The sequence below is a fragment of the Gardnerella sp. KA00718 genome (genome assembly GCF_049244285.1).
In the GTDB taxonomy this organism is placed as follows: domain Bacteria; phylum Actinomycetota; class Actinomycetes; order Actinomycetales; family Bifidobacteriaceae; genus Bifidobacterium; species Bifidobacterium vaginale.
This window is the reverse complement of the sequence record NZ_CP058370.1, coordinates 1,338,628-1,361,142: the sequence shown is the minus strand read 5'-3', so window position 1 is coordinate 1,361,142 and position 22,515 is coordinate 1,338,628. Positions and strand designations below refer to the sequence as shown.

Here is a 22,515-nt window from a genome sequence, read left to right as displayed (position 1 = left end):
TAATGGCTGGTTTTATGAAGAACATGATGTCTTATGTAGGCATGAGTGATGTTCAGGACGACGATGATTTCGTTGATTCTCAAACACAGGATACTTCGTTTGACAACGACCACAGTGTTGCTCCTATGAGCCTTCATAATGGTGATGTTGCACAATCTGGTAATGGTGCTTCTACTCGATCTAATGCAGGTCGTATGAGTCGCATTACTACGATTCATCCAAAATCTTATGAGGATGCGCAATTAGTTGGAAGAGCTTTAAGAGATGGAACACCAGTAGTCTTGAATCTTACGGGTGTTAGTGAATCCGTTGCATATCGCATAGTTGATTTTTCTGCTGGCGTTGTGTTTGGTGTTCGCGGATCTATAGAAAGAGTAACTCCTAGAGTCTTCCTTTTAAGCCCTTCTCAAGTAAATATAAAAGTTGAAGATGCTCCTAATGGCGGATCTGCTCGCGACTTATTCTCCTAAAGCTAAATAACATGAGACTAGTCGCCAGCGACCGAACATTCGATTGCTACGCTTAACTTGTATTTAAGGCAGATATCTTTTAGGTATCTGCCTTAAATTTATACTTATTCTGTACTTATATTTTGGTTTACGATTAACTTAGCTATTGTGTAAAATTATTGAAAATAGTTTAAAGGAAAATCTTAATGAATTTTGTAATACGCTTAATACTAATTTTGAATATTTTCATAAACGCTTATCTAGTAATACTGTTTATTCGCGCAGTTTTAGATTGGATTCCGTTTATATTCCATTCTTTTAAACCAAATGCGATTTTGCAAAAATTCACTCAAATCATATATTTTATGACAGAACCACTTTTAAGATTTGCGCGAAAATTTATACCACCAGCAAGATTAGGTAGCATAAGTTTAGACGTGAGTTTTATGGTAGTGTACTTTTTGTTACTAGTTTTACAAATGTTTTTGAATATGCTTTACTGATGCTTATTAATCACAATTTTTAATGAAGCGACACGATAGTTATTAATTTAGAAAAATATTGGTAGATTTCGTAAAAAAATAATCGCTTTTTACACAATTTTTTCTATAGACGTGATAGCATCGAATAGATATATCAAAAGGGCTGCGCGCCCAAAAGTGAGGTGTAATGCATTATGGCTCTGTTAACGCCTAAAGACATTCGCGAGCATACCTTCCAAATCGTTCGATTCAAGGGAGGCTATGATGTTGACGAAGTTGATGACTTTTTGGATCAGGTTACAGAAACAATAGAAGCGCTTGGTCAGCAGGCAGTGCAGGGGCTTGGAGCTTCCACGCAGTCTCTTGGCGCCGATGTTGCTAGCTTGAACAATAAGATTTCTGATTTGACAAAGCAAGTTGAATCTTTAACAAAAGAAAATAATGATTTACGTGAAGCATCCAGCAGCGCGAACAAGAATGACAATGATCTTGCAGCAAAGCTTAAGGAAGCTGAAGAAAATAATCGTGCATTGAGCGAGCAGAATCAGCAGCTCAAAGAGCAGCTGGATGGTTTAGGTGCTCAGGTAGATCAGCTCACAGCACAGGCTGCAAATGCTGATAATGCTAAGGCAGACGCTGATAAGAAAGTTCATGAAGAGCTTGAAAACGTTACTCGCGAACGCGATGACTTTAGAGCAAGTAGCGAGAATTTGGGTCGCGAATTGGAAGAAGTCCGTCAACAGCTTGTTGTAACACAGCAGGAAAATGCAAAGGTTCAGGATTTGTCTCGTCAACTTGAAGAATCTCATAAACGTGAAGAGCAGCTTCGTGAGCAGGTTGCTAAGATGGAGCCAAGCACGGAAACAGGTAGCTTGCAGAAGATTGCAGGTGCTGGTGCAGAAGTGGGCGGTTCTGAGCCAGAACGCGCTACAGCAATGTTGACTCTTGCAATGCAATTGCACGATCAGTATGTAGATAAGGGCAAGGCTAAGGCAACTCAGATAGTCGAAGAAAGCCAAGCTCGATATAACGAGATCGTTACTAAGGCAGACGATTATTCTAATCGTACTCGTAGCGAGGCTGATGAATACAATAAGCAGACTCGTGGAGATGCGGATGATTACTCCGTTCGTACTCGTAGCGATGCAGACGCTTATGCTGCTCGCGCGCACAACGAGGCAGATGCTTATTCTGGTAAGGTTCGTCAGGCTGCAGATGATTATTCTAAGCAAACTCACGATCAGGCTGATCAATATGAGTCTGAAGTTCAGCATAGAGCTGCGGATTACGATTCCACTACTCGTACTGCTGCAGATGCTTACGCTCGCCAGGTGCGTGAGAATCTTGAAAAGCAGACTAAGGTTATTGAAGGAAACATTCAAAGCCTCAAGCAGTTTGAAACTGAGTATCGTACTCGCTTGACTGACTTCCTTGGTCAGCTTGTTGCTCAAGTTTCCGATGAGAACACTTACAGTTCTATGGAAAATCAGGATCAACAGGATCAAAAGTAGTTATACTAAATCCAGTTAGATTGGAAAATACATTGACGCATTGTGATATGCGTGTAGAACGGCTGCGTAATCGCGCAGCCGTTTTTGCACTGATTGCTTTTATTGGAGTGGTTTTAGACCGCATAACCAAAGTTTGGGCATTAGCAGCGCTTAGTGGAGGAAAAAACATTGATATTCTTCCACATTTGCTCTCTTTTACTCTTGTTAGGAATCCTGGAGCATCTTTTGGCTTAGGCTCTTCTTTTACTTGGGTTATTAGCGTGTTAGCTTGCGTTGCATGCGCTGCTATGATTGCGGTTGTTAAGCACACAAAATCTTTATATTGGACTATTGCGCTTGCTTTAGCTTTTGCTGGAGCTTTTGGAAATCTTATTGATAGAGCGCAATATGCTCAAGGCTTTTTGAACGGAAAAGTCGTAGATTTTATAAACTACGGATGGTCCGTTGGGAATGTTGCAGATATTGAGCTTATGTTTGCAGGAATTGCAGTTATATGCCTTATTTTGATTGGGATTCCTCTTATAGAGCGCGCTGATGAGTGATATTCGTTTTATAGTTACGAGTCAATTTGCTGGATGCAGGTTCGACGTATGTTTGTCGAAACTTATGGGAGTATCGCGTGCAAACGCAATATCGCTAATCGATAGTGGCAAAGCAAAAATCTTAGATAGAAAATCACAAAAATCCTCCACTTTACAAGATGGAGATGCGATTGTTATAAATCAAGAGGAAGTTGATGATCAAAAAGAAAAGTCAACTAGCAAATCCACTATATGCGATATTCCAATAGTTTATAATGATGAAGATATTGTCGTAGTAGATAAGCCTGTTGGAGTTGCAGCGCATTCAGCAAAAGGCTGGGATGGCCCAACAGTGCCAGAATGTCTAGAAGCAAGCGGTGTTGAAATAAAAACAACCGTGTGCGATGAATCACGAAAAGGAATCGTAAGCAGATTAGACGTTGGAACAAGCGGATTAATGCTGGTTTGCAAAACAGATTTTGCGTATGAAGAAATGAAAAAACAGTTCGCAAATCATAGTGTGAAGAAAATATATCACGCTTTAGTCCAAGGAAATCTTAAACAAAATAAAGCTACAATTGATGCACCAATTGGGCGAGCAAAAGTTTCAGATTTTCGTTTTACAATAACTAAATCAGGTAAGTCTGCAATTACGCATTGGGATGTTATAGAGCGTTTTAAGGGAGCGACTTTAGTGAAAGTCAATCTGGAAACTGGCAGAACACACCAAATTCGTGTGCATTTTTCGTCAATAGGACATCCGGTAGTGGGCGATCCTATGTATGGCGCAAATCCTCAATTAAGTGAAAAATTAGGGCTTTCTAGACAGTGGCTTCATGCAATGAGTCTAAAATTTAAGCATCCTCGAACGGGAGAACTTATTAAAGTTGAATCGAAGTATCCGTTAGATTTGCAACACGCTTTACACGCCATACAAGAATTGTAAAAGTAGAGTTATTTAGTAAAACAGGTCATATTGCATCTATAGAATAGCCACTATGGCTAGGTTGGAAACAAACTTCGTACACTTACATAATCACACACATTATTCGCTTTTGGATGGTGCTTCGAAGATACCAGACCTAGTTGCACGTGCAAAAGAATTAGGTATGCCAGCTGTGGCTATTACAGATCACGGAAATATGCATGGTGCATACGAAATGTGGAGTACTGCTGTAAAAGCTGGAATTAAGCCGATTATTGGAATCGAAGCTTATGTGACCCCTGAAACAGCCAGACAAGACAAGAGCAGAGTGCATTGGGGAACTGAAGCGCAAAGAAGCGACGATGTTTCTGGCGGCGGTTTGATTACGCACATGACAATGTGGGCTGAAAATGATGAAGGCTTAACAAATCTACTCAAAGCGTCTTCTATAGCTAATTTAGAAGGTCGCGTAATGCGATATCCTCGAATGGATAAAGATGTGTTATCAAGGTATTCTAAAGGGGTTATAGCGTCTTCTGGATGCCCATCTGGAATTATTCAAACGCGTCTTCGTTTAGGTCAATTTGATGAGGCTTTACGCGCTGCAGGCGAGTTTCAGGATATTTTTGGGCGCGATAATTTCTTTATAGAATTAATGAATCATGGGCTTTCTATCGAAACGCGCGTTACTAAAGATTTGCTTGAGATTGCTAAGCGTCTTAATGCGCCTCTTCTTGCTACAAACGATTTGCATTACGTGCACGAAGAAGATCGCGAAGCGCAAGATGCAATGCTATGCATTAATTCAGGATCGCGCTTGGATGATCCAGACCGTTTTAAGTTTGATGGCTCTGGATACTATTTAAAATCTGCCGAGCAGATGCGTGAATTGTTTAAAGAGTTTCCAGAGGCTTGTGACAATACGCTAGAAATTGCCCGTCGTTGTAACGTTATGTTCGACGATGGTGAAGATGGCGCTTTTATGCCGCAATTTGATTGCCCTGAAGGTTGGGATGAGACTTCGCTATTCCTTAAAAAAGTTGAAGAAGGATTAGAGCGTAGATATAACAACAATGTTCCTATGGAAGTCTTAAAACAAGCAGACTACGAGTGTGGTGTTATATGTCAAATGCAGTTCTGCGGATACTTCCTAGTTGTTGCGGACTACATAAATTGGGCAAAAGCACATGGTGTTATGGTTGGTCCTGGACGTGGTTCTGCAGCAGGCGCAATGGTTGCGTATGCTATGGGAATTACTGAGCTTGACCCAATGAAGCATGGTCTGATTTTTGAACGATTCCTAAACCCAGAGCGAGTATCTTTACCAGATATTGATGTTGACTTTGACCCAGATGGTAGAGCCAAAGTTTTGGAATACGTCGGTGAAAAATATGGAAGAGATAAAGTAGCTCAATGCGTGATTTATGGAACGATTAAAACAAAGCAAGCATTGAAGGATTCAGCTCGAATAATGGGCTACGAGTTTTCCGTTGGAGAAAAAATTACAAAAATTCTGCCTCCTCCAAAAAACGGAAAAGATATGAGTTTCCACGATATTTTTGATGAAAAATCAAAGAGATACGCGGAGGCGCGCGAGTTTCGCGAAATGTATGACACTGATCCAGATACGAAGCGAATTACTGAAGAAGCAAAAGGTATTGAAGGTTTGATTCGCCAAACTGGTGTTCATGCTTGCGCAACAATCATGGGCTCGGAGCCGATTACTGATACTTCGCCTCTTTTGGAGCGTACTGATGGAACAATAACAACAACGTTCGAGTATCATACTTGCGAAACGTTGGGCTTAGTGAAAATGGACTTTTTGGGTCTTTCCAACTTAACAGTTATTAGGGATACGCTTAAAAATGTTGAGCATAATGGTAAAGAGCCTATTGATTACACTAAAATTCCGCTTGACGATAAGGAAACATATCAGCTTCTTGCTAGGGGAGACACTTTAGGAGTTTTCCAGCTTGATTCCGACGGTATGCGTGCCCTTCTGCGCACACTTAAGCCAGATAACTTTAACGATATATCGGCTTTGATTGCACTTTATAGACCAGGTCCTATGGATATGGATTCTCACACTAACTACGCCAAGCGTAAGAATGGTTTACAAGAGATAACGCCTATCCATCCTGAAGTTGCTGAGCCGCTAAAAGATGTTCTTGGCGAAACATATGGTTTGATTGTTTACCAGGAGCAGGTGCAGTCAGCTGCGCGTATTTTAGCTGGGTATAGCCTTGGTAAAGCAGATGTTTTGCGTCGAGCAATGGGTAAAAAGAAGCCAGAAGTGTTGGCTAAAGAAAAAATCCCGTTCTTTAAAGGCATGAAAGAACATGGTTATTCAGAAGAAGCTGCACAAGCTGTTTGGGATGTTCTGGTTCCTTTTTCTGGTTACGCGTTTAACAAGGCTCATTCAGCCGCATACGGTTTGATTTCTTATTGGACTGCGTATTTGAAAACGCATTATCCTGTGGAGTTTATGGCTGCATTGCTTCAAAACGAGCGCACGAATAAGGATAAGACAGCGCTCTACTTGGGTGAAGCTAGACGCATGGGTATTCGTGTTTTGCAGCCAGATATTAACGAGTCTGTTCTTGAATATTCTGCAGTTGGAGATGTAGTTCGTTTTGGACTTGGAGCTGTTAGGAATGTTGGTGATAAAGCCGTTAACGATATTATTAGCGAAAGGGAAAGTGATCGCGGAAAGTTTATTGATTTTAAGGATTTTGTAAACCGTGTATCTTTTGCCGCTTTGAATCGTAGACTTGTTGAATCTCTTATTAAATCTGGTGCTTTCGATTCAATTAATCCTTGTAGAAGAGCTATTTTTGAAATTTGTGAACCACTAATTGACTCTGTTATTTCTATTAAGCGCAGACAGGCAGGTGGTCAGTTTGATCTTTTTGCTGATCTTGATGATTCCGATAGTGATCTTGGAGATGCTCAAATCAACATTCCAGATGTTGAAGAATGGGATAAAAAAACGAAGCTAAACTTTGAGCGAGAAATGCTTGGGCTTTACGTTTCGGATCATCCTTTGAGTGGTCTTTCTGCTGTGTTGGCTGGTCTTAGGGAAATGTCGATTGCTCAGCTTTTAAATCGCGCTAAAACTATGGGCGAAAATCAGCAGGTAACTCTTGCAGGCCTTGTGACTAGCGTAGACAGGCGAGTATCTAAAAAAGGTAATGCTTGGGCGATTGTAACTATTGAAGACATGGAAAGTTCAATACAATGCATGTTCTTTGGTAAGGTCTATGAGTCATCTGCTGCAGAACTTGCGATTGATCAAGTTGTGAGAATTAGGGGACAGGTAGAGGTTCGAGACGAAACAGTGTCTTTAAGAGCAACTGAGTTTGAAGTTCCAAGCTTAGAGGCGGAAGATGCTCAGCCTGTTACAATTGTTCTTCCTTTGCAAGCATTAGAAAAGTCACGTATAAAAGAGCTTGAAAATATTGTTACAAGACATCCTGGTTGTTGCGAAATGAATCTTGCTTTGATTGATTCTAGAGGATGCGCAAAAGTGTTATCGTTTGGAGATAGATTTAGAGTTAAGCGAGATACGTCACTTTTTGCAGAGATCAAAATATTGTTTGGTCCTAATTGTTTGCCAAGCGCGTAGATTATGCTTAAAGTGTTTTTAAGTGGCGTTAACTAGCTGTTTAATAAGTTAGGGGTACAAAATGTGTGCAGATCATGAAGGTTTGAGTGAAGATAGTAGCTACAAAAACTTTGCGAATAATGGGAAAAATTCCAATAATTCTTCTAATTCCAAAGAGTCGAAAGAAGTTCGCACATCTTTTACTGATAAAGAGCTTGAAGATGCGTTACTTGGATTTGAAAAAGAATTTAGCGATGAACAAAAACATGATTCTGTCGATGATGTTGTAAACAAAATTGAGCAAGCAAACTTTGAGGAAGATTTGGAAGGTTTGCTGGGTAAAAAAGCCAAGTGTGCTCTGTTTCTAACTGTTATGGAACCAGGGGAGCTTCTTGCTGCTTTTTGTAAAATGGCTGGTATTAGAGCTAAATGTTTTAGTGACGAGAACGGTGGAGTCGCCGTTTTATGCGATTTAGACGAGGATAATCCAGAAAAATCTGTTAAACGATTCACAGAGTATTTTCGCGGTATTCCAGCGATTTTAATGGTGAATCGAGCTAATAAAATTGATGCAAAAGTCTACGAATATAAAAAAGAAGTACAGGATGCTATTCCTCCTATGGTTCTTACCATGTCTGCTAGATGTGTGGAAGATCTTATGATTTGTTATGCGACAGTTGAAGATCTTAAAGAGTCTGGGATTGAGGTTACTTATACGGATGATTTAAGTGATGAGCAAGCTAAAGAGATTTTTTATAAATATGGCAAAAAAATGTGAGCCTAATCTTGCAAATACGCTAAATTAAAAGTAAGTAAATTCATTGCTATATTTCTAAATAAAAACTAAATATAAGAGATAATATAGTCATTGCGTTTTGCTCTAAAAACATGTTGAAAAATATAAGACTTGAATACTGATTGGACTGTAGATATGGATAGACAACAAGAGTTCGCTTTGCGTACGGTTGAAGAGCGTGATGTCCGTTTTATTAGACTATGGTTCACGGATGTTCTTGGAACTCTTAAATCGGTTGCTATTGCTCCAGCAGAGCTTGAAGCTGCGTTTGAAGAGGGTATTGGCTTTGATGGGTCTGCGATTGAAGGCATGACTCGCGTTTTAGAAGACGACATGATTGTTAAGCCAGATCCTTCGACTTTCCAACTTTTGCCATGGCATGGCGGCCCAGAGGGTACGGCACGCATGTTTTGTGACGTTTTAACGCCAGACGGGGAGCCGTCTCTTGGAGACCCTCGTCATGTTCTTAAGACTGCGCTCGCAAAAGCTAAAGAAAAAGGCTTTACTTTTTACGTTCATCCAGAAATTGAGTTTTACTTATTTGAAACGCAAGACGATTGGTCTAAAGCACCTGTTCCTATTGATGAAGGTGGGTATTTTGACCATGTTCCAAGAAGTTCGGCAATGGACTTTCGTCGTAGTGCTGTGAGCATGCTTGAACAGATGGGTATTTCTGTTGAGTATTCTCACCACGAAGGTGGCCCTGGTCAAAACGAGATTGACTTAAGATATGCAGACGCTCTTACTACTGCAGATAACATTATGACTTTCCGCACTGTTGTTAAGGAGATTTCTCTTGAGCGCGGAATGTATGCGAGCTTTATGCCTAAGCCTTTAACGGATCAGCCTGGTTCTGGTATGCACACGCATTTAAGCTTGTTTGAAGGAGACTCCAACGCTTTCTACGAGGCTGGGCAAGAGTTTAATATGTCGCTTATTGCGCGCCAATTTGCGGCTGGTATTTTGCATCATGCTGCGGAAATTTGCGCTGTTACCGATCAGTATGTGAACTCTTATAAGCGATTGTGGGGTGGAGCGGAAGCGCCTAGCTATGTTTGCTGGGGTCATAGTAACCGTTCTGCGCTTTTGCGTGTGCCTCAATATAAGCCAGGCAAAGGTAATTCTTGCCGTATGGAGTTTCGCGCGCTCGACCCTGTGGCGAATCCGTATCTTGCATACTCTGTTTTGTTGGCTGCTGGCTTAGATGGTATTGAAAAGCAGATGATTTTATGTGAGCCTACGAGCGATGACGTTTGGGAGCTTACGGATGCTGAGCGTCAGGCTATGGGTATTCAGCCACTTCCTGAGTCTTTGGATGAGGCTTTGAAGATTATGGAGAAGTCTGATTTTGTGGCTAGCGTACTTGGTGAGCATGCTTTTGAGTATTTCTTGCGTAATAAGCATCAGGAATGGGAAGAGTATCGTCGTCAGGTCACTCCTTTTGAATTGCAGAAGTATTTGCCTAGACTTTAGTTTTCTTTTGCATTGCTTTCGCGCGTGTCAAATCTAAATTTTTGGATATTTTTGGATATTTTTCAAATGTTATTATTTGTGATTGTTGACACGCGTTTTAATTTTTTGTATTCATATGTTTAGTTTATGGCTGAGCTCACAGCTATAATCTAAACATATGTTTATATATATTAACGTTTGTTGAAAATTATAACATTTTATAACAAAATTCGTGAATATTAACAATTAAAGCAACATTATGTCTTCTTGCTTCTATTTAAATATGCCATTGCTTTTCGAGATTATAATAATAAAATTTTTAAATTGGTGATACTTAAATATCAAGTTAGATATTCAATTACACCCATGATTTACAACGACTGTAAGCCATGCCTAAATATAAGAAGGAAGGTAACTCAAGTGAAGAAGCTGATTCTTGATCTTGATACTGGTGTTGACGATACTCTCGCTATATCTTATGCTCTTGGAAGCCCCGAAATGGAGCTTATTGGCATAACTGGCACATACGGTAATGTTTTAATGGAGCAAGGTGTTCGTAACGCGCTTGCAATCACAGATTTACTTGGGCATCCAGAAGTAAAAGTTTATAAAGGTCTTTCACACGCAAGCACAAAAGATTCGTTTGAAGTGCTTCCAATATCTGCTTTTATTCATGGTGACAATGGAATTGGCGATGTTGAAATTCCAGATTCTCCTCGCAAAGCAGAAGATGAATCCGCTGTTGATTTCATTATTGATTCCGTAAAGAAATATGGCAAGGACTTAGTGTATGTTCCAACCGGTCCAATGACCAATATTGCTGCTGCGTTGAAGAAAGCTCCAGAAATCAAAGACGAAATCGGAAAGATTGTTTTGATGGGTGGAGCACTCACCATTCATGGAAACGTAAACGCTTGGACTGAGGCGAATATTTCCCAAGATCCAGATGCTGCAGATATTCTATTCCGTTCTGGTGCTCCAGTGACAATGATTGGTTTGGATGTTACCTTACAGACTTTGCTTACTTACAAGGAGACAAAGCAATGGCGTGATCTTAACACCAAGGCTGGCAAGTTCCTTGCAGATATGACTGATTTTTACATCAAAGCTTATGAAACCACTGCTCCGCACCTTGGTGGATGTGGTTTGCATGATCCTTTGGCTGTTGCTGTTGCAGTTGATCCAACGCTTGTTACAACGCTTCCAATTAACATGCAGGTTGATGTGGAAGGTCCAACTCGCGGTCGTACCATCGGTGATGTTACGCGCTTGAATGACCCTGTTAAGACAATGCAAGTTGCTGTTGGCGTAGACGTTCCACGATTCTTGAACGAGTTTATGACGCGTATTTCTGGTTTGGCAAAAATCGCTGGCTGAGATCATATTGTTTGTGTTGCGCAACATTTTGCGACCTTCTACGCTTCTTGTTGCACAACATGCTTTATGCGTAAATGTAAAAATTAAAAATATTTATTGATCGGATTATTATGACTGAAATTGCAAAATCTACTGCGGTAGATCCATACGAGGATCCAAAAACCCGCGACAAAGTGGCGATTTACTCGCTGATTTTGTTGCTTATAACCTTTATTCTTGGAACATTATGTTTGCAGGGATTTAATCTTGTATTCGACCAGATTGGCAAGGCTGTTGGTGCCCCTGATCAAGCTTCGCTTATTACAAGCTTGCCAATTATTGTTCTAGGTATCGTGTGCTTTATATACGGTTCTCTAGGTGACTTTGTTTCTCTTCGCAGACTTATAACAATCGGTCTTGTAACACTGTTTGTTGGTTCCTTGTTTGGTTTTATTGCAAACTTCTTCTTTACTCCAAATTTGTGGACTGTTATTATTGCTCGCATTATGCAAACTGCTGGTGAACAGGTAGCAGGTTCTTCCTTCCTTGTTATTGCAACTAAGTATTTGCGCAATGATTTGAAAGTTATTTTCTTTGGACTCTTTACTGCCGCATATCAGCTTTCTGCTTCTATCGGTGTATTTGCTGCTGGTGCTCTTAGCTCTATTGCTTGGCAATATTTGTTCCTTATTCCTGCGATTACCATTCTGTTCTTGCCAGTACTCGTTAAATGCTTACCAACTAAGAATGGTATTGGTGGAAAGATTGATAAACTCGGCTTTACTATATTCGGTATTGCTGTGACATTGTTGACTTTGTTCTTCTCTTACAAAGTTTGGGGATTGTTACTTGGATCCATCGTGCTGTTTGTTATGTTCGCTGGATACATTATGAAGGCAAAGAACCCGTTTGTGACTCCTGCATTCTTTAAGAATAAGCGTTGGCTTTCGGGCATTGTTTTGATATTCATCTTCTACTTTACTAACTATTGCATGCCTCCAATTTACAATGTAATTGGCGGTGCTTTATACAAGATGGATACTTCTCAGGTTTCTTCTTACCTTGTATGGGCATTCGTCGTAGCAGCAGTGTTTGGCACTTGCTCTGGAACAATCATCGGTTTCATTGGACGTAAAGCTGGTATTATTACAGCTGCTGTTCTTATGATTCTTGGATGGGTTGGTGCTGCTGTATTCATCAATTCTGGGTTCCTTACATTAACACTGTGCGCATGCGTTTACTACGCTGGGTGCGGACTTATGTATTCGCCAATCGTTTCTACTGTTCTTAGCGCATTGCCTGTTGAAGAGTCTGGTCGTGGCTGCGGTATGAACGATTTGGTTATGAACGTTACAGCTTCTATTGGTATTTCTATTTTCAGCGGATTCTTTGCTGGAAATCTGTTCAAAGGATTCTCCTTTGCGAATATTCAAGGATTAGCTGCAGGATACTCAAACTTGCTTATGATGGGCGCTATTGTAGCCTTCATAGGTTTGGTGGTTTACATAGTTCGTAGCGTTATGGTTAAAGAGTAATTAATCTTTACCCAATATATTAGTGGTCACTATCTTGCAGTCATCTTTGGCTGCGTGGATAGTGGCCACTTTTTGTAGTCTTATGCCGCGTATTTTTACGCTAACATAGTTTTTACGCTAACATAGTTTTTTCATACGCTGAATACTAATCGGGTATGCTGTTCCAAGTTCTTGTGCCCAAAGAGAAACATAGAATTCTTCGCACATCCACTTTAGTTTTTGAGCTTTTTCTTGAGCCTCATCTCTATTAGGTCCAGCAGGCAAGCTTTCTGCTCTATTTTGAGCTTCTAGCACAAGCTTATGAGCTTCATCTGCTTGCCAAGCCCATCGTACATCTCTATCCTTATTTGTTTTAGCTTTATCAAGTCTAATTAAATCAGCATGCAAGTAGCGTTCTATTGAACTAAGTGCGCTAGAATCTGCTTTTGCAATAAATCCAGGAAAAACAAGTGAGGCTGCGTGTTCTCTAATCGATTGAAGAACGCTAAGCATCGGCAAGTCGGCTTTGCCGCCAACAGCAGTGCTAACTTTAGCAAAACGCTTCAAAATAGCAATCACATCGTGCGCAATACCATAAACTGTATCTTCGTATACTTCGGCAATATTTCCAACAGCTTCCTTAAGCTCAACATCGTTAGTAATTTTTTGTGTATCTGGTATAAGTCGCTTAATAGCTGCCATTTGCAAATCTTGGGCCAAATCTTTAGAAGACTTATAAGGTGCAGAAGCAAGTATCAGAGCCTCACTTCCGAGCCATCTAGATGTAATACGTTTATCATCTAAAATAAGCATATTGAGCGCGCCCTGCCAAACCATTTGAGATCTAGAAAGATTAGTTGCACCAGACTTGTGTAACAAATCTGCTCTCTCAACAACATTTCCAGCTTGTGCAGCTTTAATCGCTTTGCTATTAACAACATTTAATGCACACTCTTGAGCTGATTTTGCAAAGCGATGCTGAAGACTTATCAGCGATTTATCTGTTCCTAAAACAGTAGGCTTAATGCGCTTTTTGCTTTGATTATGGGAATTGTTTGATTTATTTTGATTAGCTTTCTTTTGCTCAACGCTAAAAGTTATGCGCAAATAAGGAGATAGCCGTTGCAACTGTTCATCGCTTAAAACTTCTGGGTGGATTTGTGCTCCAACAACACTAATCGCAGCTTTAGTAAAGACTTCGCTAAAATCTTGCCAAATAAAATCTTCTTGTGGATTTTCGTTTATTCCTGGAAGATAGTCATAATTGTCATCTATCCACTCACGGATTTTACGAGCAGTATCTGGAGCTGGAACGAATTGTACTCGCAAAGTCTTAGGAAGAGACTTAATCATGCCAATAATAAGCTCGTCTAATAAGCCTGGCACATTCCAAGTAAACTCTTGAGGTTTAAGTCGCAAAAGCGCATGAAGTGGAACGTGCACAGTTACACCATCTAAAGGATCATGCGGATCATAAATGTAGCTTAAACGCAAGTTGATTTTCTGACCGTCTGTTCCAATCGTATGCCAAGTATCTGGATAGTCTGCCAAATCAGTGTCATTTGCGTATTGCAAGCGCTCAACACAATCTGGGTTAAAATCAAGAAAATGCGGGTCTTGGAGCCTGTAATTTTTCCACCATTTAGCTAAATCTGCAATAGTCGTAGCTTCTTGAGGAAGTTTATTATCGTAAAAAGTAAACAAATCCTCGTCGTTTACAGTTTCGCTTGCCTGTCTAGTGCGATTTGTTTGATTATCGGCATCGTTTAAAATGTTAATATTTGAGGAGATAAAATCGTTGAATGGAAAACGCTGTTGAACGTTTCCTTCGACTAAGCCTTGACGAATCATTAACATTCGAGATTCGTAAGGGTTGATTTTAGACCATTGAACAGTGCGATTTTGCACAATAGGCAAGCCGTACAAAAGCACCTTCGATTGGGCGATTGCCGCACCTTTGCTTGCGCTCCAATGAGCATCTGAATATGTTACGCGCGTAAGATTCTTAGCTAAAGACTCTGCCCAAGCAGGGTCTATTTGCGCGCAATACCTTGCCCAAAGTCTAGAAGTTTCAACTAATTCCGTACACATAATCCAAGAAGGAGTTGTTTTAGAAACAGATGAAGCTGGAAAGATTGCAAACCTTGTGCTTCTAGCACCCTGATAATCGTTTTTTGCCATTTTTTGAGCACGCTTAATAGCGCGAATTTTGGCTGTTCCGCGAAGACCTGCAAAATCCGAAGCCTTAGGCTCGCGAATAACTTGCATGCCAATCATAGAAAGCAAGCCAGAAAGCATAGAAGCGTGGATTCCTTGATAATCCCAAGTGCAGCAAAGACTGTGAGCAGCTTGCTGATTATTTGGTAATTGGCGGATTTGCAAAGGTGCGCGCTTAAGTGGCAATGCTTCACCAACATTATAATGAAGTTCTTTGCATAAATCTTTAAGCTGATTAACTAAATCTTTCCACTGTTTTAGGCGTAAAAAGTGGAAAAATTCCTCTTTGCAAAGTCGCCTTAGCGCGTTATTGCTTATTTCGCCATCCGCTTGGAATATGCGATCCCAAATATTCAATGCCGTTAAAAAGTCACTTAACTCGTCTGCATAACGATTGTGTAATCTATCTGCTTCATCGCGTTTATCTTCCGGACGTTCGCGCGGATCTTGCAAACTCAAAAACGCCACAATTACCAGCACAGCAGCAAGAGTATTAGGAGTGGTTTTACGCGCAGCTTCAATAATCATGCGTCCAAGGCGAATGTCAATCGGTAGTTTAGAAAGCTCGCGTCCAATATGAGTTAAAGTGATGAAGCCTGATTTTCTGCTTATTGCACCAAGTTCACTAAGCTCGTTAAAGCCGTCGCTTACAGCCTTAATATCTGGAGGATCAATGAATCCAAAATTCGTTATATCTTCGCCAGTTTTAGCAACACCAACAGAGAGCATGTGTAAAACAACAGCGCCAAGTGAAGTGCGTAAAATCTCAGGGTCGGTAAAGCGCGGGCGAGTTTCGTAATCTTCCCTAGAATACAAGCGAATAGCAATGCCATCTGCAATTCGCCCACAACGACCAGAGCGCTGATCTGCACTTGCTTGAGAAATAGGTTCTATAGGAAGACGCTGAACTTTAGCAGACTTAGAATATCTAGAAATTCTAGCAAAACCAGGGTCTACAACGTAGCGAATCGAAGGCACTGTAAGAGAAGTTTCTGCAACATTAGTGGCGATTACAATGCGCTGATGCGTGTGGTGTTCAAAAACGCGATGCTGGTCTTTAGAAGAAAGACGTGCAAAAAGTGGAACAATCTCAATGGCGTCACTACGATTCATGTCGCTTGCACGCGCACCGAAATAAGAACGCAACGATGCTTCAAATTCTCGAATATCGCGCTCGCCAGAAGCAAAAACCATAATATCGCGCGCGCCTTGAGTGTGGTTTGAATGAATCACAAGTTGAGCACATGCGCGAGTTACAGCAGAAGCAATGTCTTCGTCGCAAATATCGCCGCTTTCCGAAAGACTTTGGCTTTGCGCAACGCTTTCATCATCCATAGCAATATCGGCAAAACCTGGAACGTGCCTCATAAGTGAAGGCGCGCTTCCAAGCGGCTCGTAAAGTACGCGCACGGGGTATGTTCGCCCCGAAACCTCTATAACAGGCACCTTAATGTGCAGCGCTTGCTCAAAATGGTCTTTAAATTTTGCAGAATCTATTGTTGCAGAAGTGATAATAAGTTTTAAGTCTTTGCGCTTTGGCAAAAGAGTTGTTAAATATCCAAGCAAAAAATCAATATTTAGGCTACGCTCGTGAGCTTCATCAATGATAATAGTGTCATAGCGCGTAAGAAGTGGATCGCGTTGAATTTGAGCGAGTAGAATACCATCCGTAACTATGCGAAGCTTTGTTTTAGATGAGCTTTCGTCGTTAAAACGCACCTGATAGCCGATTTCTTCGCCAAGCTTAACACCCATTTCGCTTGCGATTCGTTCGGCAACTGTGCGCGCAGCAAGTCGTCGAGGTTGTGTGTGAACAATTTGCTTTCCGCGACCACCTCTGCCAAGTTCCAAAGCCATTTTTGGGATTTGAGTGGTTTTGCCAGAACCAGTTTGACCAGATACGATTATAACCTGCGACTCTTTAATGGCTTCAATAATCTGGTCGTGTGCAGCACAAATCGGCAGTTCACTAGGATAGTCAAAGTTCATATTCAATCCTGTTAAATTTTGCTAAATCTTATTTTCTTAAGACTTCTATAATCCTGTATCCCTTAGAGCTTGCGTATTTTTCAACGCTAAAATCTTCCCCAAGAGTTTTAGAAAGCCAAGTGATTAAGGAATCGGAGCCAAGATTTTTTTGAACAACCAAATAAGCAGCTCCACCAACTTTTAGGCGAGGAAGCCAGGTGATCAAAATATTGTGCAAAACGTCTTTTCCAACGCGGATTGGAGGATTAGACCAAATAAGATCAATGTCTTTTAGCGCATCTTCTTTTAATGCATCTTCTACAAGATAAGTGTGAATGTTGTTTAATCCAGCATTCTTGGCATTAATACCAGTAAGATCTAGAGCACGTTCATTAACATCTACAGCATAAATTTGCGCATTAGGGGATTCAAAACCTAAAGCCAAACTAATAGCACCCCATCCGCAACCGATATCGAAAAATCGCCCATTTTCTGGAGGCTGTGGAGCGTGTTTAAGTAGAACTGCAGTACCTAAATCAAGCTTAGAGGAGCTAAAAACTCCATTAGAAACTTGCACACTAACCTCGTGACCGCGCAAATCAACATGCAAAGTTCGTCTTAAGTCTAAAGAGTTTGGATTAGCGGAAAAATACTGTTCGCCGCCAGTTTTAGCTTCTTTAGTATTTTTGTTTGTTTTAGTAGCATTAATGCTGCTTGTCTTTTTAGTTTTATTAAAAGTGTTAATAGCCATTTTAGTGTTGCGTTAAAAATTATGTCTTCTAGATTCACAATAATAAAACAAACGTTGTAAATCGTGTATTAACAGGGGATTTAGCGTTAGTAGTTAAAGCAAAATAGCAAAGGGCATAGTTTTGGTAGATACTTTAGCAAACAGCAATTTGGCGAGTGGTGATAATAATATGCCTGAGCATAAAAATGAGCATAAAGACGTTCTTTCAGGACATTCCGAAGTACTACTAGATTCCACAAACACTGGATCAAGCCTAGAAAGTAACGATGAAGCTTGGCAAGAGCGAGAATCAAGAAACGCCTTAAAACGAGTTGCGGGTCTTGGAGAATTACAAGACGTAACCGAAGTAGAATACAGAAAACTAAGACTAGAACGCGTTGTTTTAGTAGGCGTATGGTCTAGCGCTCGCGGAACTTTAAGCCAAGCAGAAGAGTCCCTTAGAGAGTTGGCGGCGCTTGCTAAAACAGCTGGTGCAGTAGTATGCGACGGCATGTTGCAGCAAAGATACAGACCAGATGCAGCAACGTATGTTGGTTCTGGAAAAGCGCGTGAACTTGCAGCGGTTGTGGCGCAAAATGATGCGGATACGATTGTAGTAGACGACGATCTTCCACCAAGCCAGAGAAGAGCTTTGGAAGATGCCACTAAAGTCAAGGTTGTAGATAGAACGGCTGTTATTCTAGACATTTTCGCTCAGCATGCAACAAGTAGGGAAGGAAAGGCGCAAGTCGAGCTTGCTCAGCTTCAATACATGCTTCCGCGACTTAGAGGTTGGGGTGCTGCTCTTTCTAGGCAGGCTGGTGGTCGCGCTGCAGGAGACGCAGGAATAGGCTCTAGAGGTCCTGGTGAAACAAAAATCGAAATGGATAGGCGCGCAATTAGGAATCGAATTTCAAAATTGCGTCACGACATTGCACTAATGGCACCAACTCGAGAAACAAAGCGCGGATCTAGGCGTCGTCAAGATATTCCAACTGTTGCAGTAGTAGGGTATACAAATGCTGGAAAATCTTCGATTATAAATAGGCTTACAGGATCTAAAGAACTTGTAGAAAACGCGCTTTTTGCAACTTTGGATACTGCTGTTCGAAAGTCTTTAACTAAAGATGGTCGCGCTTATACACTTGTAGACACGGTTGGCTTTGTTCGAAGGTTGCCAACTCAGCTAGTAGAAGCGTTTAAATCAACTTTGGAAGAAGTTGGTAATGCAGATGTAATTTTGCACGTTGTTGACGGTTCTCACCCAGACCCTGTTTCTCAAATTGAGGCAGTTAACGAGGTTTTAGCTCAAATTGACGGTGTGGAAGATATAGCGCAAATTATTGCGTTTAATAAGTCGGATGTTATGCAAGAACCAATGCGTTTACGTTTGCAATCGTTGTATCCTGATTCTTTAATTGTGTCTGCTGCAAGTGGAACAAATATTGACCGCTTAAGAACGCGTATAGAAAATTTGTTACCTTCACCACATGTTCATGTTAAAGTTACATTGCCTTATAGTGATTATTCTGGATCTTTGCTATCTAGAGTTAGGGAAAACGGTATTGTAAAATCCGCGGAATATAAGGATTCTGGTGTAGAATTAGATGCTTTTGTTGGCGATTCTTTGGCTGCAAAACTTATGCAAATTGCACTTTAAACAAAATTCCGGTGGTGTGATTAAAGTAAAAACTGTTTATACACATATAGCTCTTAATGTGAGAGCAGCCCTTGTATTTTTCTATTTATAAGTTATAAGGGTCGACTCGGTTTGTGGAAAAGGGGTTTTTCTAATGGTGAGTTCTCAGGTTAAGCCAACTAAGCTTGCGATTATTGGTGCTGGTGCAGTAGGTTCCACGCTTGCGTTTGCTGCAGCTCAGCGCGGTGTTGCTCGTGAAATTGTGCTTGAGGATATCGCTAAGGAACGTGTTGAAGCGGAAGTGCTCGATATGCAGCATGGTTCTAGCTTCTATCCAGCTGTTTCTATTGATGGCTCAGATGACGTTGAAATCTGCCGTGATGCAGACATGGTTGTTATTACTGCTGGTGCTCGTCAAAAGCCTGGTCAGACTCGCTTGGAGCTTGCAGGTGCAACCATCAACATTATGAAGTCGATTATTCCTAATGTTGTGAAGGTCGCTCCAAACGCTATCTATATGCTTATTACAAATCCTGTGGATGTTGTTACGCATGTTTCTATGAAGCTTTCTGGTCTTCCTGCTAATCAAATGTTTGGATCTGGTACAAACCTTGATTCTGCACGTTTGCGCTTCCTTATTGCGCAGCAAACTGGTGTGAATGTTAAGAATGTTCACGCTTATATTGCTGGCGAGCATGGCGATTCCGAAGTTCCTCTTTGGGCTTCTGCAACTATTGGTGGCGTTCCAATGTGCGAGTGGAACGCTCTTCCAGGTCATGAGCCATTGGATGAAGCTAAGCGCGAAGAGATTCATCAAGAAGTTAAGAACGCAGCTTACAAGATTATTAACGGTAAGGGCGCTACAAACTACGCTATCGCTATGTCTGGTGTTGATATTGTTGAAGCCGTTCTTCGCGATACTAACCGCATTTTGCCAGTATCTTCTCTTCTTGACGATTTCCATGGAATCTCAGACGTCTGCATGTCCGTTCCAACTTTGTTGAACCGTAATGGCGTAAACTCTCGCTTGAACACTCCAGTTTCGGATCGCGAGCTTGCTGCTTTGAAGCGTTCTGCGGAAACTCTTCGTCAGGCTGCTGCAGAGTTTGGATTCTAATTAATATTAGCTGTTCATAAAACGCTAATTATTAAAATTTAAATTTTGAAAGTCGTTCCTTCAATCTTTGTTTTGGGGGAGCGACTTTTAAATTATGAACAAGATTTATAAAATTTGATTGTATAGGTTGTATAAATTTGCTTAAAAGGGGATTTTGAATGTTTAATCATAAAAATCTTGAGACAGATACTGTGTTAATGCACAAGTTTGAAGATTTGAGATCTCAATTTCCAATTTTAAGTCGCAAAGTACATTCAAAACCCTTGATTTACTTAGATTCTGCAGCTACTGCTCAAAAGCCGCAGGTTGTAATCGATGCAGAGAGCGAATTTTATAAGACTATTAATGCTGGCGTGCATAGGGGGGCGCACGAGTTGGCGGCGCTTTCGACAGTTGCCTTTGAAGAAGCGCGTGCAAAAGTTGCAAAACTCGTTGGTGCTTGTAGTGAAGAAGGAAACGAAGAGATTATTGTTACGCCTGGTGCTACGGGCGCTCTAAATCTTCTTGCCACTTCTATTGGGAACGCTACGATTAACGCTAGATTAAATCGCACTGGTTTTGCGGAAGATAACTTAACTTTGCGCCAACATTTTGTGATTAATGAGGGAGATAATATTGTTGTTTCTCGCTCAGACCATCATTCTGTTTTGTTGCCGTTCCAAGAGCTTGCGATTCGATCGGGTGCAGAGCTTCGCTGGATCGATGTAAGTGAAGATGGTCGAGTGCGGGCGGACGCGGATTATTTGAGCACGATTGTTGACGAGCGCACGAAAATCGTTGCAGTTACGCATATTAGCAATGTTACTGGCGCTATTACGGACGTTTCGCCGATTTGCAAGCGTGCGCATGAGGTTGGTGCAATTTTTGTTCTTGACGCCTGCCAGTCCGTTCCACATATTCCAGTTGATTTTCATGCGCTAGATGTTGATTTTGCAGCTTTTAGCGCGCATAAAATGTACGGCCCTACGGGCGTTGGGTTCTTGTATGGACGCCGCAATCTTTTGAACAGTCTTCCACCAGCCAATTTTGGTGGATCTATGGTGGAGCTTGCGTGGCTTAACAAGCCAGCGCAATATATGCAAGCGCCTTACCGTTTTGAGGCGGGAACTCAGCCAGTTGCACAAATGGTTGCTGCAGGAGTAGCTGCGGATTGGCTGCGCGCATTGGGCATGAACCGAGTTGCAGAGCACGAGCAGGAACTTGCTGCAGAATTGTTGAAATTGCAGGATGTTCCGGGCGTTCGCGTGCTTGGGCCGCTTGATTTAAACAACCGTATTGCAACGGTTTCTTTTGAGGTTGAAGGCGTGCATCCGCATGACGTTGGCCAGTTTTTGGATGCGCAAGGAATTGCGATTCGCGTTGGACATCATTGTGCTCAGCCGATTCATCGCCATTTTGGCGTGTATGCTTCAAATCGCGCGTCTGTTGGAGTTTATAACACAATCGAAGAAGCTCGCGCGCTTGTGGAAGCTGTTTCCCATGTTCGCGCATACTTTGGTGCATAGTATTGTCAAATAAAATTCAAATAGAATTCAAATAAAATACTGTTTAATAACAAATAAGGAGAGCATATGTTTGATATGAGTGTTGACGACGGTAGTGGCTTAGAAAGCATGTATCAAGAAGTGATTTTAGATGCTGCTAGAAATCCGCACGGAAAAACACATTTTTCAAACACAGAAAGTCTTTCTAAAGCAGAAGAGCAGGAAGAGAAAGTTGAGGAGGCTTCGGATAAGTCGCCAGCAACCGATGAGTTAAAAAACAATTCTAATATAACAATTACAAATCATCATGAAAATTGTGCTGTAGAAGCTAATAAAAATTACGCATTAGGAAAATCTCATCAATTTAACCCAACTTGTGGAGATGAGGTTACGATGCATGTGGAACTCGCTAAAAACGTTGACAATTCAAGCAATGCGCTTGTTAAAAGTATTAAGTGGGATGGCCATGGTTGCTCAATTTCGCAAGCTAGTCTTTCGATTATGGTTGATTTGGTTGAGGGAAAAACTGTTGCGGATGCCTTGCGATTAGCCGCGCTTTTCCACAAGCTTATGGAATCTAGGGGAGCGGGATTAAAAAGCGAGCAAGACGAAGATGAGTTGGAAGATGCAATGGTTTTTCAAGGCGTTTCTAAATATCCAATGCGAATAAAGTGCGCATTGCTTGCATGGGAAGGCTTAAAAGACGGTATTGCAAAGGCTATTGAGGCTTTATAAAATCGTATGTGGCTT

The 22,515-nt window shown here is 41.2% G+C and carries 16 protein-coding genes; 14 read left to right on the top strand and 2 right to left on the bottom strand.

Annotated features, from left to right (window positions below; genetic code table 11):
• Positions 1–2 precede the first annotated feature (2 nt).
• From HXT55_RS05595 to HXT55_RS05550, 10 genes are all read left to right on the top strand, one after another.
• Complete coding sequence (locus HXT55_RS05595) at positions 3–470, top strand: cell division protein SepF (protein WP_004112394.1); 468 nt, start codon at positions 3–5, stop codon at positions 468–470.
• Positions 471–655: 185 nt separating this feature from the next.
• Positions 656–952 carry a YggT family protein gene (locus HXT55_RS05590; protein WP_004116829.1) on the top strand — a complete coding sequence of 99 codons (297 nt, stop codon included), beginning with the start codon at positions 656–658 and terminating at the stop codon, positions 950–952.
• A gap of 173 nt (positions 953–1,125) precedes the next feature.
• Positions 1,126–2,442 (top strand): DivIVA domain-containing protein, encoded by a 1,317-nt coding sequence (locus HXT55_RS05585; protein ID WP_004112400.1) that lies wholly within the window; start codon positions 1,126–1,128, stop codon positions 2,440–2,442.
• Positions 2,443–2,489: 47 nt separating this feature from the next.
• Positions 2,490–2,984: a signal peptidase II gene (locus tag HXT55_RS05580; protein ID WP_016827360.1), complete on the top strand. Its 495-nt coding sequence runs from the start codon at positions 2,490–2,492 to the stop codon at positions 2,982–2,984.
• On the top strand, positions 2,977–3,909 hold the full coding sequence (locus HXT55_RS05575; RefSeq protein ID WP_064623508.1) for an RluA family pseudouridine synthase: 933 nt from the start codon (positions 2,977–2,979) through the stop codon (positions 3,907–3,909). Before HXT55_RS05580 ends, HXT55_RS05575 begins: the two co-directional genes overlap by 8 nt.
• A gap of 52 nt (positions 3,910–3,961) precedes the next feature.
• Positions 3,962–7,513, top strand: a complete 3,552-nt coding sequence (gene dnaE, locus HXT55_RS05570; protein WP_004115626.1) for a DNA polymerase III subunit alpha — start codon at positions 3,962–3,964, stop codon at positions 7,511–7,513.
• 61 nt (positions 7,514–7,574) lie between these two features.
• Positions 7,575–8,270, top strand: coding sequence for a hypothetical protein (locus HXT55_RS05565; protein WP_004116818.1), 696 nt, complete (start codon positions 7,575–7,577; stop codon positions 8,268–8,270).
• Between the two features lie 153 nt (positions 8,271–8,423).
• Positions 8,424–9,761 (top strand): type I glutamate--ammonia ligase, encoded by a 1,338-nt coding sequence (gene glnA, locus HXT55_RS05560; protein ID WP_004112411.1) that lies wholly within the window; start codon positions 8,424–8,426, stop codon positions 9,759–9,761.
• Positions 9,762–10,160: 399 nt separating this feature from the next.
• Positions 10,161–11,117 (top strand): nucleoside hydrolase, encoded by a 957-nt coding sequence (locus tag HXT55_RS05555; RefSeq protein ID WP_004112414.1) that lies wholly within the window; start codon positions 10,161–10,163, stop codon positions 11,115–11,117.
• Between the two features lie 110 nt (positions 11,118–11,227).
• Entirely contained in the window at positions 11,228–12,631 is a 1,404-nt protein-coding gene (locus HXT55_RS05550; protein ID WP_064623330.1) for an MFS transporter, read from the top strand.
• A gap of 117 nt (positions 12,632–12,748) precedes the next feature.
• Here HXT55_RS05550 and hrpA read toward each other — a convergent pair whose 3' ends face one another.
• Complete coding sequence (gene hrpA / locus HXT55_RS05545) at positions 12,749–16,816, bottom strand: ATP-dependent RNA helicase HrpA (protein WP_004112419.1); 4,068 nt, start codon at positions 16,814–16,816, stop codon at positions 12,749–12,751.
• A gap of 28 nt (positions 16,817–16,844) precedes the next feature.
• Positions 16,845–17,546, bottom strand: a complete 702-nt coding sequence (locus HXT55_RS05540; protein ID WP_064623328.1) for a class I SAM-dependent methyltransferase — start codon at positions 17,544–17,546, stop codon at positions 16,845–16,847.
• 169 nt (positions 17,547–17,715) lie between these two features.
• Here HXT55_RS05540 and hflX point away from each other — a divergent pair, with 169 nt between their 5' ends.
• The 4 genes from hflX to sufU all read left to right on the top strand — a co-directional run bounded on the left by hflX (position 17,716) and on the right by sufU (position 22,500).
• The gene (hflX, locus tag HXT55_RS05535) at positions 17,716–19,185 is read left to right on the top strand and encodes a GTPase HflX (RefSeq protein ID WP_013399502.1); all 1,470 of its coding nucleotides are present in this window, start codon (positions 17,716–17,718) and stop codon (positions 19,183–19,185) included.
• A gap of 133 nt (positions 19,186–19,318) precedes the next feature.
• Positions 19,319–20,281, top strand: a complete 963-nt coding sequence (locus tag HXT55_RS05530) for an L-lactate dehydrogenase (protein WP_004112440.1) — start codon at positions 19,319–19,321, stop codon at positions 20,279–20,281.
• A gap of 158 nt (positions 20,282–20,439) precedes the next feature.
• Complete coding sequence (locus tag HXT55_RS05525; protein ID WP_004575018.1) at positions 20,440–21,786, top strand: SufS family cysteine desulfurase; 1,347 nt, start codon at positions 20,440–20,442, stop codon at positions 21,784–21,786.
• Positions 21,787–21,852: 66 nt separating this feature from the next.
• Entirely contained in the window at positions 21,853–22,500 is a 648-nt protein-coding gene (gene sufU, locus HXT55_RS05520; RefSeq protein ID WP_064623406.1) for a Fe-S cluster assembly sulfur transfer protein SufU, read from the top strand.
• Positions 22,501–22,515 lie beyond the last annotated feature (15 nt).